Source organism: Myxococcaceae bacterium JPH2, from assembly GCA_016458225.1.
Taxonomy (GTDB): Bacteria; Myxococcota; Myxococcia; order Myxococcales; family Myxococcaceae; genus Citreicoccus.
This window is the reverse complement of sequence record JAEMGR010000040.1, coordinates 1-16,545: the sequence shown is the minus strand read 5'-3', so window position 1 is coordinate 16,545 and position 16,545 is coordinate 1. Positions and strand designations below refer to the sequence as shown.

Below are 16,545 nucleotides of genomic sequence, written 5' to 3'. Positions count from 1 at the left end.
GAGGGCCGCTCGTCTTGGCGTGCGTGTGCCATTCGGTATAGAGGCGGCGCATGCCTGCTTCCCCCCCGTCCGGCCTCCAGCGTCTCGTGTGTTGGCACCTGGCTCTGGGTGTCCTGGGAGGGCTGGCGCTCTTCGGCGCGGAGACGGCGGGCCTGCTGCGCGCGGGCGCGGTGGGCGTGGACATCCCCGTGGACGGTCCCTATGCGGCGCTCGCCGCCGTGGTCCGTCCGCTGCTGCCGGAGCTGCTGCTGCGCGTGGCGACCGTGTATGCGCTGGCGGGGGCGTTGCTGTCGCTGGGCGCGGGGCTTCTCGCGCATGCGTGGGGGGCTCGCGGCGGGGTGCGGGCGCTCGTGACGATGGGGCAGGGCGTGGTGCTCTTCGGTCTGCTCACGTGGGACCGCGCCATCGCGCGCCCGGCCTTGTTCGATGACCTGCCGTCGATGCGTCCCGTGCTGGCGTGGCTCGTGGACCATGGCCAGCCCTGGCACCCTCGCGGTGTCGCGCTGGCGTGGGTCCTTGTGCATGCGGTCCGGCTGGCGCCGCGGGTGCGCGCCGTACCTCGCGCGGTGTCGCTCGGCCTCGTCGCGGCGGGTGTGGCGGCGGTCGGGTTCTGGAGCTGGGCGCCCGCGCGGAAGGCCGGGGCGAAGCAGCCGCCCCTCGTCGTGCTCATCGGCATCGATGCCTTCCGGCCGGATCGCTTGGAGGCCTCCAGGCGCGGAGTGGCGCCGAACGTCGCGCGCTTCCTCGAGGACGCCACTCAGTTCACCCACGCGTACACGCCCATTGCCCAGACCGAGCCCGCGTGGCGATCGATGCTCACCGCGCGGTGGCCCACGCGAACCGGGGTGCGCTATCCGCTCACGGCGGACTCACGGATGGTGCCCGCGGAGACCTTCGCGTCCGCCTTCACCGAGGCGGGTTGGCGCACCGTCTTCGCCACCGACTGCTCGCGCTTCCACCACGAAGGGCCGGCTTCGGGTTTCGCCACCCGGTTGCAACCGCCACACGGTGCCATCAACTTCGCGCTGGAGAAGCTGCGCTACCGCGCGCTCGGGATGTTCGCGGACAACGCGCTCGGCGCGGCGTGGGTGCCCGAGTTCATTGACAACCGCGCGCTGGCGGGCATCCACGATCCGCTGGGCTACGCGTCGCGACTGTCCGCGCGGTTGGGCAGCGAGGCCGCTTCCGGCCCCACGCTGTTCGCCTTCCACGCCACCGCCGCGCACTTCCCCGGCGACCCGGTGTACCCGTTCTACCGTCGCTATGTCGCGGCCAGCGAGCCCCTGGAGCGCCGGCTCCGCATGCACTTCGCTCCGGTGTCGCCGGGGGCCAAGGGCGGGTGGAATCGCGAGGGCGCGGAGGCGCTCTATGACGAGCTGCTGGCTCAGGCGGACGCGCAGGTGGGGCGGCTGCTGGAGGACCTGCGGCGCACGGGGCGCTACGACGACGCGCTCATCGTCCTGTTCTCGGACCACGGCGAGAGCTTCCATGCGGACCGCCCGGACCTGGCGGGGGCCACGTCCGTGCACGGCGCGCGGCTGACGGACGAGGAGAACCACATCCTGCTCGCGGTGAAGCCGCCGCGTCGGTGGGGTCGCGGCCCCGGGGAGGTCGAGGCCCTCGTGCGATTGGTGGACGTGGGGCCCACGCTGCTGGAGTTGTCCGGGCTGGTGGTGCCTCGGGACGTGGATGGGGTGTCCTTGGCGCCGCTGCTTCGCGGCGAGGAGCGTGAGCCCACACCGCTCTACGCGGAGACGGGCTACACGCACGTGAGCCCCGAGGTTTTCAGCCCGGGCCACTGGCCCGGCGCTCCGCGCGACTTCAACGCGTATCGGATCCTCCCGGACGGCGTGGTGGAGATGAAGGACGTGGCGGGCGACGCGGTGCTCAAGGAGAAGGACCGGGGCGCCTTCGACGGACAGCGCTGGGTGGTGGACCGCCCCCAGGCGGACGGCAGCGAGCTGCGCTCATGCGAGGGCGACTGTGAGGGGCCGGACGCGGACGCGCTGGCCGCGTGGCTGGATGGCGTCAGGGAACGCGCACCCGAGCGCGGCTGGCGTAAGGTGGCGGGCCATGTCGACGACAGACTCCCCGAGCCTTCAGGAAACCTACGCCCCTCACAACGCCTGCTTCGGTTGCGGCCCGGCGAACCCCCAGGGACTGCGAATCCGCAGCCGCGTGGAGGGTGACCTCGTCGTGGCGGAGTGGACTCCGTCCGAGCACCACCAGGCCTTCCCCGGCGTCCTCAACGGCGGAATCATTGGCGCGCTGCTGGACTGCCACTGCAACTGGACAGCCGCGTACCACTTGATGAAGGCGCAGGGGGCCTCGTCGCCTCCGTGCACGGTCACCGCGGACTACGCCATCACCCTCAAGCGCCCCACGCCCATGTCTGGACCGGTGCGCCTGGAGGCCAAGCCCGTGCAGGTGCAGGGAGATCGCGCCGTCATCGAGGGCACGCTCACCGCGGGCGGCAAGGTGACCGCGCTGTGCCGAGGCACCTTCGTCGCGGTGAAGGAAGGCCACCCCGCCTATCACCGCTGGTAGGCCCGGAAATGGCGCGGGCCCCAGCTCCTCTCCGAAGGGGAGAGGGGCAGGGGCCCGGGACCTTGGCGCGAACGACGCGCGGAGCTACTTGCCGGCGTTGAGCATCCGCTCGTGGTGCGCGGCGGTGGCGTTGGGCTGGCCGCGATCCGCGATGCGGTGGACCTGCGAGCCAATCTTGTCCTGGAGCATCATCAGGCCGTCGAGCACCTGCTCGGGGCGCGGCGGGCAGCCGGGGATGTACACGTCCACCGGGATGATGCGGTCGATGCCCTGGAGCACCGCGTAGTTGTCGTAGAAGCCACCCGACGAGGCGCACACGCCGAAGGCGACGACCCACTTGGGCTCGCACATCTGCTCGTAGACGCGCTTGAGGATGGGGGCCTGCTTCAGGTTGATGGTGCCCACCACCATGAGCAGGTCCGCCTGACGCGGCGAGAACCGGGGGAACTCGGCGCCGAAGCGGGAGATGTCGTGCCGGCTGGCCGCCACGGACATGTACTCCATGCCGCAGCAGGCGGTGGCGTACGGGTAGGTGAAGAGAGAGTACTTGCGGGCCCAGCCGAGCCCCTTGGAGACCATGCGCTGGAAGAAGCCCATGGCCTCTTCGTGACGGGTGGTCAGAATCGGTGCGATGTCGCTATCAGCCATGATTGCTCAGCTCTCCCAGTCGAGAGCGCCCTTCTTCCAAACGTAGATAAGGCCCACGATCAGCGTCGCCGCGAAAACCAGCATCTCGACGTAGCCGAACCAGCCGAGCGCTTGGAAGTTCACTGCCCAGGGGTACAGGAACACCGCTTCCACGTCGAACACGATGAAGAGCAGCGCGACCACGTAGAACTTCACCGCGAAGCGCTGACGTGCAGGGCCGCTCGACTCGGAACCCGCCTCGAAGGGGGACGACTTGATGGCGCTGGGGCGCTTCGGTCCCAGCCGAGTGGTCAGCTGCGGGATGGCCATCGCCATGAGGCCGGCCAGCAGCAGCACCACTGCCAGCGGCAGGTACGGTGCGAGGGGAGTAATCATCGGGCGCGGACCCTAATGACACCCTCCGCGCCGTGTCAAAGGGAAAGTCCCCAGCTGGGCGCCCCAACCCCTTGAGAAGACGGTGGAAAGAGCAATCGAGGCCATCAGTCGCGCATGCGTCGCCCGGCCGCTCGGGTCGCACCCGGTTCGGGCCGTGATTCGTGGGGGACGGGGTGCGAGTTTGACGCTGATGTCGCACAGCGCCTAGCGTCCCCGGCACGGATCATCCAGAGGGGAGCCGCTGCATGTGGGGGCGTCTGAGCTTGCGGGTGCAGGTGGCGATCGCGGTGCTCGTTCCCTGCCTCGCGGTGGTCCTGTTCAGCGGCGGGTACTTCCCGGCACGGCAGCGCGCGGCGGGACTTCAAGTGCTGGACCAGCGCGCACGCGCGGTGGCCTCGCTGGTGGCGAGTCATCCCGCGGCGGTGGGAGTGGATGGCTCCGACACCGCTCGGGCTCGGCTCGACGAGGTGTTCTCCCGGACGGAAGCAGGCGGTCTCGGGGTGCGCTTCCAGGGCGTGCTTCAGCGGGATGGCTCGGTCATCCACGCGCGCGGTCGCGTCCCGGGTGACGTGCTGGCCGCGGGGGAGCTGCCCACGGAGGCGTGCGGCGTCGAGCGAAGGGAGAGCCTGGTGGTGGTGCGCTGCCCGGCGGGCGCACACGTCTATGTGGCGGGGTTCGGCACGGACGACCTGGAGCAGGCGCTCGGGAGCGTGAGGGGTTACTCGCTGCTGGGATACCTGTGCGCGACGCTGCTCGGCCTGGGCCTGGCGGTGGTGATCAGCCGAGCCATCTCCGCGCCTGTCTCTCGCGTGGCGGAGGTCGCGCGCGAGGTGGCTCGGGGCGAGCTGGCGCGCGGCGAGCTGGAAGTTTCCGCGTCCGGCGAGGTGCGGCGCATGGCGCACTCGTTCAACGAGATGCTGGGCACGCTGCGCACCACGGTGCTGGAGTTGGTGTCCCGCACGGAGCAGCTCTCCACCGCGTCGCGTGGGCTGCTGGGCGCCTCGGCGGATCAGGAGCACGTCATCAGCCAACAAGCGGCGTACGCGCAGCAGATCGCCGCGACGTTCGAGGAGCTGAGCCGCACCGCCGAGCAGATCTCCAGCTCGACCGAGGTGGTGGAGTCCAGCGCCCGGCGCACGCACGAGGCCGTGGCCGAGGCGATGGCCGTGGTCGCGCAGGTGGTGCAGGGCATCAACGACATCCGCATCGAGTCCAAGGGCGTGGCCGACGCCATCGTGGGCCTCAACCAGGACCTGCGGCAGGTGTCGAAGATCGCGCAGGTCATCAACCAGGTGGCGGAGCGCTCGGACCTGCTCGCGCTCAACGCGGCGCTGGAGGGAACGAAGGCGGGCGAGGTGGGGCGCGGCTTCTCGCTGGTGGCCGCGGAGATGCGCAAGCTCGCGGAGAACGTGTCCGCGTCCGCGCGCGACATCGCGCGCATCGTGGAGAAAGTGCAGGACTCGGGCGAAGAGGCCGTGTCGAAGTCGCGCATGGGCATGGCCACGAGCGACCGAGGCGTGGAGGTGGCGGAGCAGGCCTCCTCCGTCTTTCAGCGCATCGTCGAGTTGGCGCGCGGAACGAGCGAGGCCGCGCGGCAGATCACCATCGCCACGCGCCAGCAGCGCCAGTCCAGCGAGCAGGCCGTGCAGGGCGCTCGCAATGTGGCGGAACTCGTGAAGCAAGGCGTGGACGCCACGGGGCGCACCACCCGCATCGCGCAGGACCTCCAGGCCGTGGCCGAAGGCCTGACCATCGTCACGAGCCGCTTCAAGGTCGAGCCCCGCGGCTGAGCGCGCCGCGCTTCGGCCGATACCCGACAGTGCCGCATCGGACCCGCCGAGGTCTTCGCGCGCGCCGTGCTAGCGCGGGGCGTGGAGGGACCTCCGATGTCCATGGTACGGATGGGACGGATGCTCGCCCTGATGCTCTTCGTCCCGGTGGCGGCGGGAGCGGCGCGGCTGAACATCGCGTGCGGGAGCGTGGGGCAGGAGCAGGAGCTGTGTCGGCAGGGCGCGGAGGCGTGGGCGCGCCAGACGGGGAACGAGGTGTCGCTCGTGTCCGTGCCCACGGACGCGGGCCAGCAGTTGACGATGTTCCAGCAGCTCCTCGCCGCGGGCGGCAGCGACATCGACGTCTTCCGGATCGACGTGGTGTGGCCGGGCATCGTGGGCCCGTTCTTCATCGACCTGCGGCCCTACTTCCCCGAGGCGGAGCGCGCGGCCTTCTTCCCCGCGCTCATGCGCAACAACACCGTGGACGGGCGGCTCGTGGCCATCCCCTGGTTCGTGGACGCGGGCCTGCTCTACTACCGCAAGGACCTGCTGGAGAAGTATCAACAGCGTCCACCTGATACGTGGCAGGCGCTCGCGCGCACCGCGAAGGGGGTGCTGGAGGGCGAGCACCGCGCGGGACAGGTGAGGCTCACGGGCTTCGTGTTCCAGGGCAAGGCCTACGAGGGGCTGACGTGCAACGCGCTCGAGTGGGTGGACTCGTTCGGCGGCGGCACGTTCGTGGATGCACAGGGACAGGTGACGCTCGACAACCCGCGAGCGGTGGAGGCCGTGTCCTTCATCGCGTCGCTGATGGGCAACGTCGTTCCTCCAGGCGTGCTCAGCTACGAGGAGGAGGGGGCTCGCGGCGTCTTCCAGTCGGGCAACGCGGTGTTCATGCGCAACTGGCCGTATGCGTGGGCATTGGCGAACTCCGCAGAGAGCCCCGTGCGCGGCAAGGTGGGGGTGATGGCGCTGCCTCGGGGCGGCCCGGAGGGGCGGTCCGTGGGGACGCTGGGCGGTTGGCAGCTCGGTGTGTCGCGTTTCTCCACGCAGCCGGAACTCGCGGTGCAGCTCGTGAAGTTCCTCACCAGCGCGGAGGAGCAGAAGCGCCGGGCGCTCGTGGCGTCGTTCAATCCCACGCGGGTGGCGCTGTATCGCGACCCGGACATCCTTCGCGCCAATCCCTTCATGGGCAGCCTGGCGGAGACCTTTGCGAACGCGGTGGCTCGGCCCACCGTGACGGGCGCGAAGTACAACCAGGTGAGCGCGGATATCCGCAACGCCGTGCACGCCACGCTCTCGGGCCGAGGCTCCGCGCAGGAGAACTTGCGGAAGGCCCAGCAGAAGCTCGTGCGGCTCAGTCGAGGAGGGCGGTGGTGACGGCAAGCCACCGCGGTGGCGCCTCTGTTCTCGCGCGTCAGCGTGCGCGCGCCGCGTGGGTGTTCTTGCTTCCCACACTGGTGGGCATTGCCCTGGTGGCTGGTTGGCCCCTGGCTCGCACGGTGGGGTTCTCGTTCACGGATGCGCGGCTGACGGACTTGAGCGCGGCGCGCTTCGTGGGCCTGGAGAGCTTCCTGTCCGTGCTGGAGGATCCGGACTGGTGGACCGCGGTGTGGACGACGGTGCGGTTTGCCCTCGTGTCCGTGCTGTTGGAGTCGGTGTTGGGGATGGGCATCGCGCTCGTGCTCCATCGGCGCTTCGCGGGGCGCGGGCTCGTGCGTGCGGCGGTGCTCGTGCCTTGGGCCATTCCCACCGTCGTGTCCGCGAAGATGTGGGCCTGGATGTTTCATGACGTCTACGGCGTCATCAACGCCGTGCTGCTGCGGCTGGGCCTGCTCTCCGAACCGTTGGCGTGGACGGCCGAGCCGTCGCTCGCGTTCTGGGCCGTGGTGATGGTGGACGTGTGGAAGGCGACGCCGTTCATGGCGCTGTTGCTGCTCGCCGCGCTCCAGCTTCTTCCGGAGGATGTCTATGAAGCCGCGCGGCTCGACGGCGCGGGCCCCCTCCTCGCGTTCTTCCGCATCACGTTGCCGCTCGTGAAGGGGCCGCTGATGGTGGCCGCGCTGTTCCGCCTGCTCGATGCGCTGCGCGTGTTCGACGTGTTCTACGTCCTCACCGGCGGTGGCTCGGAGACCCAGCCCATGGCCGGCTATGCCCGCCAGTGGATGTTCGAGTTCCAGGAGCTGGGCGTGGGCAGCGCCGCGGCCACACTGCTCGTGCTCCTCATCGCGCTGCTCACCGCGGTGTATCTCGTGCTGGGCCGAGTTCGGCTGGACGTGGGGGAGTCATGACGCGCGTCCTTCGCCGTGTGGCGTTCGCGGGGCTCGTCGCGCTCGTGCTGCTGTACACCCTGTTCCCGTTCTACTGGGCCATCGCCTCGTCACTCACGACGGGGAGCGCGCTGTTCGAGCCGCGCCCCTGGCCCGCGCATCCCGCGTGGAGCAACTACACGCAGGTGTTCGCGCAGCAGCCCTTCGCGCGCAACATCCTCAACTCCATCCTCGTGTCCTCGGGGGTGGTGGGGCTGTCGCTCCTGCTCGGCGTGACGGCGGCGCATTCGCTCGGCCGTGTGTCGTTCCGAGGCCGGCGCACGCTGCTGCTCGCGCTCCTGGGCGTGTCCATGTTCCCGCAGGTCGCGGTCCTCTCCGGCATGTTCGAGCTGGTTCGAGGACTCGGGCTCTACAACACGCTGCCCGCGTTGGTGCTGTCCAACCTGGTGCTCACCTTGCCCTTCACCGTGTGGTTGCTCACCACGTTCATGCGCGAGCTGCCCGTCGAGCTGGAGGAGGCCGCCGTCGTCGATGGGGCCACGCCCTGGATGGTGCTCACCCGCGTGTTCCTTCCGCTCCTGGGGCCCGCGCTGGTGACGACGGGGCTCCTGGCCTTCATCGCGGCGTGGAACGAGTTCCTCTTCGCGCTGACCTTCACGCTCACGGACGCGAAGCGCACGGTGCCGGTGGCCATCGCGCTGTTGAGCGGTGGCTCGGCCTACGAGCTGCCCTGGGGGCTCATCATGGCGGCCTCGGTCATCGTGACGGTGCCGCTCGTCCTGCTGGTGCTCGTGCTCCAGCGGCGCATCGTCGCGGGGCTCACCGCGGGCGCGCTGAAGGGATAGCCGCTCGGGCGCGCAGCTTCTGGAACAGCTCCGGGGCCATGGCGGCCGAGCCCAGGCGCTGATCCGGGACGACCTTCTCGCCATGGAAGTCGCTGCCCGCCGTGGGGACCAGGTCGAACTCCGCGGCGAACCCGAGGTACTTGCGCTGCACGCTCGGGTTGGGGTCCGAGTGAGACATCTCCAGGCCCGCGAGCCCCGCCTGGGCCAGCGCGCGAATCTCCCCTCGCTCCAGCCTCGAGGAGGCGGGGTGGGCCAGCGTCGCGGTGCCGCCCGCATGGCGGATGAGCTGAATGGCGTCCGCACCGTCCAGCTTGAAGCGCTCCACCCAGGCCATGCGGCCCGTGCCCAGGAACCGGTCGAAGGCGTCCTTCACGTCGCGGCACCAGCCCTGGTCCACCATCACCCGCGCCAGATGGGGGCGCCCGAGCTGCGCGTCTCCCGCCACGGCTCTCACGTGCTCCATCCGGATGGGGTAGCCCAGCTCGCGCATGCGGGCCACCATCGCCTCCATGCGGTCGTCTCGCTCCTTGCGCAGCCGCTCCTCGAAGAGGGAGAGGGCCGGGTCCTCGCGGTTCACGAAGTGGCCCAGGATGTGGGCCTCTCGCCCGAGGACGAAAGCGGACAACTCGATGCCCGGCACCAGTTCCACCCCGTGCGCGCGGGCGGCCTCCTCGGCCTGGGCGAGCCCCGCCACGGTGTCGTGGTCCGTCACCGCCAGCACCGTCACGCCCGCCGCCCTGGCGCGGCTCATCAGCTCCTGAGGCGTGTACTGGCCGTCACTGGCCGTGGTGTGGGAGTGCAGGTCAATCAAGGATGAGGCCCTCCAGGGGGACGCAAGACGCTGCTCATATGCCACCCGGGCCCTCGGGGGGAACCGTTGGAGGCGTCCGGAGCGCGACAAGTCGACAGGGTAGAAAGGCGACGCTCCCCTTGACCGGCTGGCGGTGCTAGATCGCCGCGCCATGGCCAAGACCTCCTCGAGCCCGAAGAAGTCCCTGCGTCACGCCTACTCTGGCGCGCGCAAGGCGGACCCCCGCCCCATCACTGGCAAGGAAAAGCCGGCGGAGCTGCTCGCCCACGCTTTCAGCGCCTACGTGGGGCGCCAGGAGCGCACCGCGTTCGAGCTGATGTCCAAGTCGATGGAACAGGACGCCTCCATCTTCCTCACGCTGTCCGGCGCGATGACGCCCGCGGGGCTGCACCAGAGCTGCCTCATCCCGCTCATCGAGAAGGGCGTCATCTCCGCCATCACCACCACGGGCGCCAACCTCTACCACGACGCGCACCGCATCATCGGCCACGCCATCCGCGAGGTGAACCCGAACGCGGGTGACCTCCAGTACCGGCTGGCGCGCATCATCCGCATCTACGACCTGGGCTTCTGGGAAGAGGCGCTGCTCGACACGGACCGCCTCTTCTCCGCCATCATCCGGGGCCCCGAGTTCCAGCGGAAGATGACCACGCCCGAGTTCCACTACCTGCTCGGCAAGGCCATCCACGGCATCGAGAAGCAGCTGGGCGTGAAGCAGCCGTCGCTGTTGTCCACCTGCTACAAGCACGCGGTGCCCATCTGGGTGGGCGCGGTGCAGGACGGCTCCATCTTCCTGAACATCGTCAAGCTCAAGCGGCTGCTCGGCGATGACTTCAAGTTCGAGTTGGACATCAACGACGACGTCTACTCGATGGCGGCGATGCAGCACTTCTGCCGCCACAACTTCTCCAAGCGCCTGGCCATCTGGATCCTCGGCGGCGGCGTGCCCAAGAACTACACGCTCCAGGGCGAGCCGCTGTTGGATCAAATCCTCAACGTGCCCACCACGGGCTTCGACATCGACGTGCAGTTCTGCGTGGACCCGGTGGACAACGGCGCGCTGTCGAGCTGCCCCGCGGGCGAGGGCCACACCTGGGGCAAGGTCTCGGTGGAGGCGGTGGAGACCGGCTCGGTGTACGTGCACTGCGACGTGACGGCGGTGTTCCCCTGGCTGACGCACGCGCTGCTCAACGAGCCGAAGAACAAGCGCAAGCCCATGCGGCTCATGGACAAGATGGGCGAGGCCCTCGCGTTCCTGGACGGGGACGTGCGCAAGCGCAGCAAGGCGCTCATGAAGACGCTGGACTGGAGCATCGAGGAAGCCGAGCCCGCCACGAAGAAGGACGCCGGCAAGCACGAGGCCTACGTCCGCTGAACGCCCCTTCCTCGAAACAGGAGTCCTCGATGAGTCAGCAGCCCGTGGTGCCCAGTCCCGGCGTGGTGATGACCCTGGTGAGCGCGCCGCAGTTCAAGACGCAGCTCACCCATGGACCTTCCGGGACGGCACTCCAGACGGAAGCACCGCGCGACAACGGAGGCACCGGGGGCAGCTTCTCGCCCACGGACCTCTTGGCCGCGTCGCTCGCGTCCTGCGCGGTGACGACGATGCAGTTGATGGCCGGGCGCGAGAACATCCCGCTGCACGGCGAGGTGCGCGCGCGCGTGGAGAAGCGGATGACGCCGCCGCCGCGCCGCGTGGGGGAGCTGGTGCTCGACCTCCAGATGCCCGCGGGCCTGTCTCGCGAGCATCGCGCCCGGCTGGAGCAGATTGCCCACGAGTGCCCGGTGGCGCGCAGCCTGCATCCGGACGTGAAGGTGCCGATGACCTTCACCTACCCGGACTGAGGCGCGCGGCTGTTCCGGGAGGAGCCGGAGGGCCTACGTTGCCCTCCGGCGTCCGCCCCGCCTGCGTGAATCGGCGGGGCGGAAGGCGTGTGGCTCAGGTCCCCGAGGGGGACACGTCGCCGCCGTTGTTCGGTCCGCGCGTGGCGTCCGGCAGCGGCACCAGGCGAAGCTGGCTGGCGGAGGTGAACTTCGCGTCCACCTCGCGCTCCAGGTAGGTGTACCCGGAGAGGCCATCCTCGTAGATGCGCAGCAGGTTGCGCGACTCGTCCAGGGTGATGCGGCCGTTGCGCAGCGCCGCCTCGGTGAACCGGCGCAGCTTCGCGACCAGGTCATCCTTGTTGTAGCTGACGTAGTTGAGCACCTCGGTCACCGTGTCACCGGCCACGACGTGGTCGATGAGGTAGCCACCGTTGGGCGCCAGCGACACCTGCACCGTGTGCGTGTCTCCGAAGAGGTTGTGCAGGTCGCCGAGGATCTCCTGGTACGCGCCCACCAGGAAGATGCCCAGGTAGTAGTCGTCGTCGTTGAGCGCGTGCAGCTCCAGCGCGTCTTTCACCTCGCGCTTGTCGATGAAGTGCTCGATCTTCCCGTCCGAGTCGCAGGTGATGTCCGCCAGCGTGGCGCGCCGGGTCGGCTTCTCCGCCAGCCGGTGGATGGGCATCATCGGGAAGAGCTGATCGATGGCCCACGAGTCCGGCAGCGACTGGAACACGGAGAAGTTGCAGAAGTACGTGTCGCTGAGCTGCTTCTCCAGCGACTCGAGCTCCTCGGGGATTTCGCCCGCCTCGCGCGCGATGCGGAGGATCTTGTGGCACGTGGCCCAGTAGATGTTCTCCGCGGCCACGCGCTGCTCCAGCGACAGGTGGCCGAGTGAGAAGAGCGTGAGGCTCTCTTCCTTGGCGTCCTGGGCGTCGTGGTACGCCTCGATGAGGTTCTTGTTGGTGACCTCGCGGAAGGTGGACGCGAGGTTGCGCACGACGGAAGGCGCCTTGTCCTCCACCTTGTCGTGGACCTGCGCGGGGTCGAACTCGCTGGTGCCCAGCACGTCCACCACCAGCACGGCGTGGTGCGCGACGATGGCGCGGCCGGACTCGGAGACGAGCGTGGGGTGCGGGACGCCGGCGCGGTCGCACGCCTCCATCACTCCGAACACCACGTCGTTGGCGTACTCCTCCGTCGTGTAGTTCATGGACGAGGAGAAGTTCGTCTGGGAGCCGTCGTAGTCCACGCCCAGGCCGCCGCCCACGTCCAGGTACTTCAGCGGCGCACCCTGGCGCGCCACCTCCACGTAGAAGCAGCCCACCTCGCGCAGCGCGTTCTTCACGTTGCGGATGTTGGAGATCTGGCTGCCCAGGTGGAAGTGCAGAAGCTCGAAGGAGGGCAACAGGCCCGTGTCCTTCATGAAGCCGATGCAGCTCATCAGCTCGGAGGAGGACAGGCCGAACTTGGAGCGATCTCCACCGCTGGCCTCCCACTTGCCGGCGCCGCGGGTGGACAGCTTCACGCGCACCCCCAGGCGCGGGGTGATGCCCGTGCGGCGCGCCACCTCGGCGATGAGGGGCAGCTCGCTGGGCTTCTCCACCACGAGGATGACCTTGCGGCCCAGGCGCGAGTAGAAGAGCGCCGTCTCGATGTACTCCTCGTCCTTGTAGCCGTTGCAGATGACGAGCGCGTCCTCGTTGTCGAGCAGCGCCATCACCGCGAGCAGCTCGGGCTTGCTGCCGGCCTCGAGGCCGTAGTCGTAGCCCTTGCCCGCCTCGATGATGGTCTCCACCACGTAGCGGTGCTGGTTGACCTTGATGGGGAAGACGCCGCGGTACGGGCCCTTGTAGGCCTGATCCGCGATGGCCTTGCGGAAGGCCTCGTTGAGGTGGACGACGCGGTGGCGCAGCACGTCCGTGAAGCGGATCAGCAGCGGAAGCCCGATGCCTCGGCGGCGCACCTCATCCACCAGCTCCTTGAGGTCCATGCTGGGGGCCGTGGGCCCGTCCGGGTGGACGCACACATGGCCCTTTTCGTTGATGCCGAAGTAGGGATTGCCCCAGTTCCGGATTCCGTAGAGCTCGTGGGCATCGGCGAGGGACCAGCGGTGCTGAGTGGCGGGTGCGGGCATCGGCGGTTCTATGCCTCCGGAGAGGGGGTGGCTCCACGGAACAGTGGAGGGGCGCCGGAAGTATCGGAAACCCCCCCTGCATTCAAGTCTCCGCCAGCACGGGGAGTGGGCGAGCAGGCGTCGGTGACGTCGGCGTGGCATCGCCCGTACGGGCCGCCTCGCCATCGGATTCCTAAACTTCTTCCGCAGAGAGGGAGGTCGCGTGGACAGAAGGGGAGGTTACATGGAGTCGTCCGCACGCAAGGAAGACACACTCCTGACGCCTCGGGAGATCTACGAGCGCCTGGGCCGTTTCGTCATCGGGCAGGACGCGGCACGGCGCGCGGTGGCCATCGCGGCGCACAACCACTTGAAGCGTGTGCAGGCTCGCTCGCTGCGTCGACAGTCGCTCATCCAGAAATCCAACATCCTGATGGTGGGGCCGACCGGGAGTGGAAAGACGCACATCGCGCGCAACCTGGCGGACATCCTCCGGGTGCCGTTCACGACGGTGGACGCCACCGAGTACACGGAGGCCGGGTACTACGGGAAGGACGTGGAGGTGATGGTGTCCGACCTGCTCTTCAAGGCGAACCACTCGCTGGAAGACACCGAGCGCGGGATCATCTTCATCGACGAGGTGGACAAGATTGCCCGGCGCTCACAGGGCGCGCGCAACGGCGCGGGCAGCCGCGACATCGGCGGTGAAGGGGTGCAGCAGTCGCTCCTGAAGATGCTGGAGGGCCGCGAGCTCTTCGTCCCCATGAACGTCACCCAGGCGTTCAACAAGGGGGACTTCGTGCAGGTGGACACGCGCGACATCCTCTTCATCTGCGCGGGCACGTTCAGCGACCTGCACGAGGGGCTGGAGGAGGGCGCCAGGGCCATGGGCTTCGGCTCGGACGAGGCGGCGCGGCGCGCCTCCCGGCGCGTCACCACGCGGCAGTTGGTGGACTTCGGCATGCTGGCCGAGTTCCTGGGGCGCCTGCCGGTGATGGTGCAGCTGGAGCGGCTGGCGGAGCCGGAGCTCTTGCGCGTGCTCACCGAGCCGCCGGACGCCATCACCCGCGAGTTCAAGGAGCTGCTCGCGCTGGACGACGTGGCGCTGGAGTTCCCTGAGTCGGGGCTGCGCGAGGTGGTGCGCTACGCGGAGCACCGAGGCCTGGGCGCGCGCGGGCTGCGCTCCATCATGGAGCACGTGCTGGCGGACATCCTGTTCGAGGCGCCGGAGCGCAAGCACCGCCGCGTCAGCGTGGACGCGGACTACGTGCGCGAGCGGCTGCGCGGGCTGGATGCCTCGTGGCTGGACGCGTGAGGCTTGGGACGGGGTCGCGGGGGCCATGCTCCCGCGGCCCTCGGGCACGCGCGAGGGGGCGTTATGGGCGCTGCGACGCGCGGGCCGCGGCGCCGAGGCGGGCCGCGATGTCCGGGTCCTGGACGAGCTGGAGGATGAGGTCGTTGCGGAGCAGGGCGCGCGTGTCTCCGCGGGCCAGGGCCTCGCGCAGCTCCTTGTCCTGAAGGGCGCGCTGGAAGCGCGGGTCCTTGCGCAGGGCCTTGAAGGCAGGGTCGTCCTGGAGCTTCGCGGCGCGCTGGGGATCCGTCGAGGCCTGCGCCACGCGGACGAGGTCCGCCAGGGGCGCGAACTGCGTCATCTCGAACAGGTTGAAGCGGCGGGCGAGCTGGAAGGAGAGCGAGTCCTTCGGCGCGACGCCCAGGTGCTTGCCCGCGACGACGACGTGCTGCTCGAAGAAGGTGAGGGCGCTCAGGGCCACCCAGATGATGGCGGTGACCTTCGCCCCGCCCAGCGCGAAGCCCAGCGCGCGGTCCGCGCCGCGCTCGTCCGGGCGGTTTCCCGAGAGGAACCGGAGGATCAGCGCGCCCAACGCATAGCGCACGGCCAGCCACACGCAGACGAAGACGAGCACGGTCGCGGTGAGGGTGCCCGCCAGGAGCGGCACGCCCATGGCCGTGGCCACTTTGGGGCCCAGCACGGAGGCGAGCTGGCGCGAGGTGAAGTACCCGAGCGCCAGGCCGGCCGCGTTGGCCACCTGCTTGGCGGCGCCCGATGCGGCCCCCAAGAGGCCGAAGAAGAGCACCAGTCCGAGGATGGTGAGGTCGATGCCCATGCGAATGCGGCTCCCGTCGTCGTTGGCCGTCAGCGAATCTTGAACGACTCGCCCTTGTTCTTGGCCTCGTCCGACAGTCGCTTCTGAACGTCCGCCAGACGCTCCTTGTAGCGCGCGTTGGCGGGCTCGTACGTGAGCGCCATCTTCAGGTTCCGCTCGGCGGCGGAGGGGTTGCCCGCGTCGAGGTCCTTCTGCGCCTGTTGGTAGAACTGGCGCCCCTTGGGGTGGGTGCCGATCTGCTCTTCCTGCTCCTTCTTTTGGGCTGCCTTGGATTCGGCTTCGGACGCCTCGGTGTATCGGAGCTTCTGGGCGCGCTCGGGGCCTGTGATGTCCGCCGTGTACTTCTTGCGCTTCGTGTCGTCGCGCAGGACGTAATAGGCCTCGGTGACGCGCTTGTAGAGCTCGTTGACCTGCTCCTTCAGCTCCCTCGAGTCGAGGTGGAAGAAGCGGTCCGGGTGATAGGTGCGGCTCTCCCGGTAGAAGGCCTTCTTGATGTCCGAGGGGCTCGCCGCCTTCTCCAGCAGGAGCACCTCGTAGTAGTCGAGCTGGTCCAGCTTCGCGCAGCGCGACGCGAGGTCCGCGAGCTGGGCCGCGTCGAGCCCGGGGCCGCGCGCCTGGGGCGGGGGAGGCGGAGGCGCTCCGACCGTGGTGGAAACGGCGGGCGCGATGGCGGGCACCACGGGCGCGACCGAGGGGACCCCGACCGAGGGAACCGCTGGGGGGCGAGCGATGGGCGGAGGGGTGAGCGGGCGCGCGGCGGGCGTGGTGAGGGCCGGCAGCGACGCGGTGGGCCTCGACGGCGGTCGCGTGGGCGTCGGCGTGGGCTGCGTGGCGGGGCCCGCTGCGCCCACGGCGAGGACGGGGGGCGGTCGCGGCGCTGGAGCCGCCTCGGCGGGCGGTCGCGGTGGGATGGCCGCCGCGCCCGGAGCGACGCCGGCCACCACGGGCGGAATGATGGGCGCGCGCGGCGCGGCTCCAATCGTGGGCGCCTGTCCCGAGGGTGGGCGCGCAGCCGCGGGGCCCGAAGCCGAGGGCACGCGAGGCGGAGCGCTCACCGAGGGGAGTCCGCTGGACGCGTCACGCGGTGGAGGCGGCGGAGCGACGGGCGGGATGCCGGGGACGGTCTCGCGTTGAGAGGCGCTGACCGTGGGGCTCACGGGCGGGATGCCGGGGACTGTCTCGCGTTGAGAGGCGCTGACCGTGGGGCTCACGGG

General features: G+C 69.7%; 15 protein-coding genes. 9 read left to right on the top strand and 6 right to left on the bottom strand.

Annotated elements, in window-relative coordinates; all coding sequences use genetic code 11:
* Positions 1-50: 50 nt before the first annotated feature.
* Together JGU66_33565 and JGU66_33560 are read left to right on the top strand one after the other, a co-directional pair.
* Complete coding sequence (locus JGU66_33565; GenBank protein ID MBJ6765710.1) at positions 51-2,189, top strand: sulfatase-like hydrolase/transferase; 2,139 nt, start codon at positions 51-53, stop codon at positions 2,187-2,189.
* Complete coding sequence (locus JGU66_33560; protein ID MBJ6765709.1) at positions 2,074-2,547, top strand: PaaI family thioesterase; 474 nt, start codon at positions 2,074-2,076, stop codon at positions 2,545-2,547. Before JGU66_33565 ends, JGU66_33560 begins: the two co-directional genes overlap by 116 nt.
* Positions 2,548-2,631: 84 nt before the next feature.
* On the opposite strand, the gene JGU66_33555 is transcribed toward JGU66_33560, so the two are convergent.
* Positions 2,632-3,195 (bottom strand): NADH-quinone oxidoreductase subunit B, encoded by a 564-nt coding sequence (locus JGU66_33555; protein MBJ6765708.1) that lies wholly within the window; start codon positions 3,193-3,195, stop codon positions 2,632-2,634.
* Positions 3,196-3,201: 6 nt separating this feature from the next.
* Positions 3,202-3,570, bottom strand: coding sequence for an NADH-quinone oxidoreductase subunit A (locus JGU66_33550; protein MBJ6765707.1), 369 nt, complete (start codon positions 3,568-3,570; stop codon positions 3,202-3,204).
* Between the two features lie 245 nt (positions 3,571-3,815).
* On the opposite strand from JGU66_33550, the gene JGU66_33545 reads away from it, so the two are divergent.
* The 4 genes from JGU66_33545 (at position 3,816) to JGU66_33530 (ending at position 8,457) form a co-directional block, all read left to right on the top strand.
* Positions 3,816-5,360 (top strand): HAMP domain-containing protein, encoded by a 1,545-nt coding sequence (locus JGU66_33545; GenBank protein MBJ6765706.1) that lies wholly within the window; start codon positions 3,816-3,818, stop codon positions 5,358-5,360.
* A 96-nt stretch (positions 5,361-5,456) separates the two neighbouring features.
* The gene (locus JGU66_33540; protein MBJ6765705.1) at positions 5,457-6,722 is read left to right on the top strand and encodes an ABC transporter substrate-binding protein; all 1,266 of its coding nucleotides are present in this window, start codon (positions 5,457-5,459) and stop codon (positions 6,720-6,722) included.
* Positions 6,716-7,633 (top strand): sugar ABC transporter permease, encoded by a 918-nt coding sequence (locus JGU66_33535; GenBank protein ID MBJ6765704.1) that lies wholly within the window; start codon positions 6,716-6,718, stop codon positions 7,631-7,633. The genes JGU66_33540 and JGU66_33535 overlap by 7 nt, the downstream gene beginning before the upstream one ends.
* Positions 7,630-8,457, top strand: a complete 828-nt coding sequence (locus JGU66_33530; protein ID MBJ6765703.1) for a carbohydrate ABC transporter permease — start codon at positions 7,630-7,632, stop codon at positions 8,455-8,457. Before JGU66_33535 ends, JGU66_33530 begins: the two co-directional genes overlap by 4 nt.
* On the opposite strand, the gene JGU66_33525 is transcribed toward JGU66_33530, so the two are convergent.
* Positions 8,432-9,268 carry a PHP domain-containing protein gene (locus JGU66_33525; protein ID MBJ6765702.1) on the bottom strand — a complete coding sequence of 279 codons (837 nt, stop codon included), beginning with the start codon at positions 9,266-9,268 and terminating at the stop codon, positions 8,432-8,434. The genes JGU66_33530 and JGU66_33525 overlap by 26 nt on opposite strands.
* 151 nt (positions 9,269-9,419) lie before the next feature.
* Between JGU66_33525 and JGU66_33520 the strand changes: the two genes are divergently transcribed.
* Together JGU66_33520 and JGU66_33515 are read left to right on the top strand one after the other, a co-directional pair.
* Positions 9,420-10,643, top strand: coding sequence for a deoxyhypusine synthase family protein (locus tag JGU66_33520; GenBank protein ID MBJ6765701.1), 1,224 nt, complete (start codon positions 9,420-9,422; stop codon positions 10,641-10,643).
* 29 nt (positions 10,644-10,672) lie between these two features.
* Positions 10,673-11,113: an OsmC family protein gene (locus tag JGU66_33515; GenBank protein MBJ6765700.1), complete on the top strand. Its 441-nt coding sequence runs from the start codon at positions 10,673-10,675 to the stop codon at positions 11,111-11,113.
* 94 nt (positions 11,114-11,207) lie between these two features.
* Here the strand turns inward: JGU66_33515 and speA are convergent, their stop codons facing one another.
* Entirely contained in the window at positions 11,208-13,226 is a 2,019-nt protein-coding gene (gene speA, locus JGU66_33510; protein ID MBJ6765699.1) for a biosynthetic arginine decarboxylase, read from the bottom strand.
* Between the two features lie 223 nt (positions 13,227-13,449).
* Here speA and clpX point away from each other — a divergent pair, with 223 nt between their 5' ends.
* Positions 13,450-14,520, top strand: a complete 1,071-nt coding sequence (gene clpX / locus JGU66_33505; GenBank protein ID MBJ6765698.1) for an ATP-dependent Clp protease ATP-binding subunit ClpX — start codon at positions 13,450-13,452, stop codon at positions 14,518-14,520.
* A 61-nt stretch (positions 14,521-14,581) separates the two neighbouring features.
* Here the strand turns inward: clpX and JGU66_33500 are convergent, their stop codons facing one another.
* Positions 14,582-15,331 (bottom strand): CvpA family protein, encoded by a 750-nt coding sequence (locus JGU66_33500; protein ID MBJ6765697.1) that lies wholly within the window; start codon positions 15,329-15,331, stop codon positions 14,582-14,584.
* Between the two features lie 29 nt (positions 15,332-15,360).
* Complete coding sequence (locus JGU66_33495) at positions 15,361-16,182, bottom strand: DnaJ domain-containing protein (GenBank protein MBJ6765696.1); 822 nt, start codon at positions 16,180-16,182, stop codon at positions 15,361-15,363.
* Between the last annotated feature and the right edge of the window lie 363 nt (positions 16,183-16,545).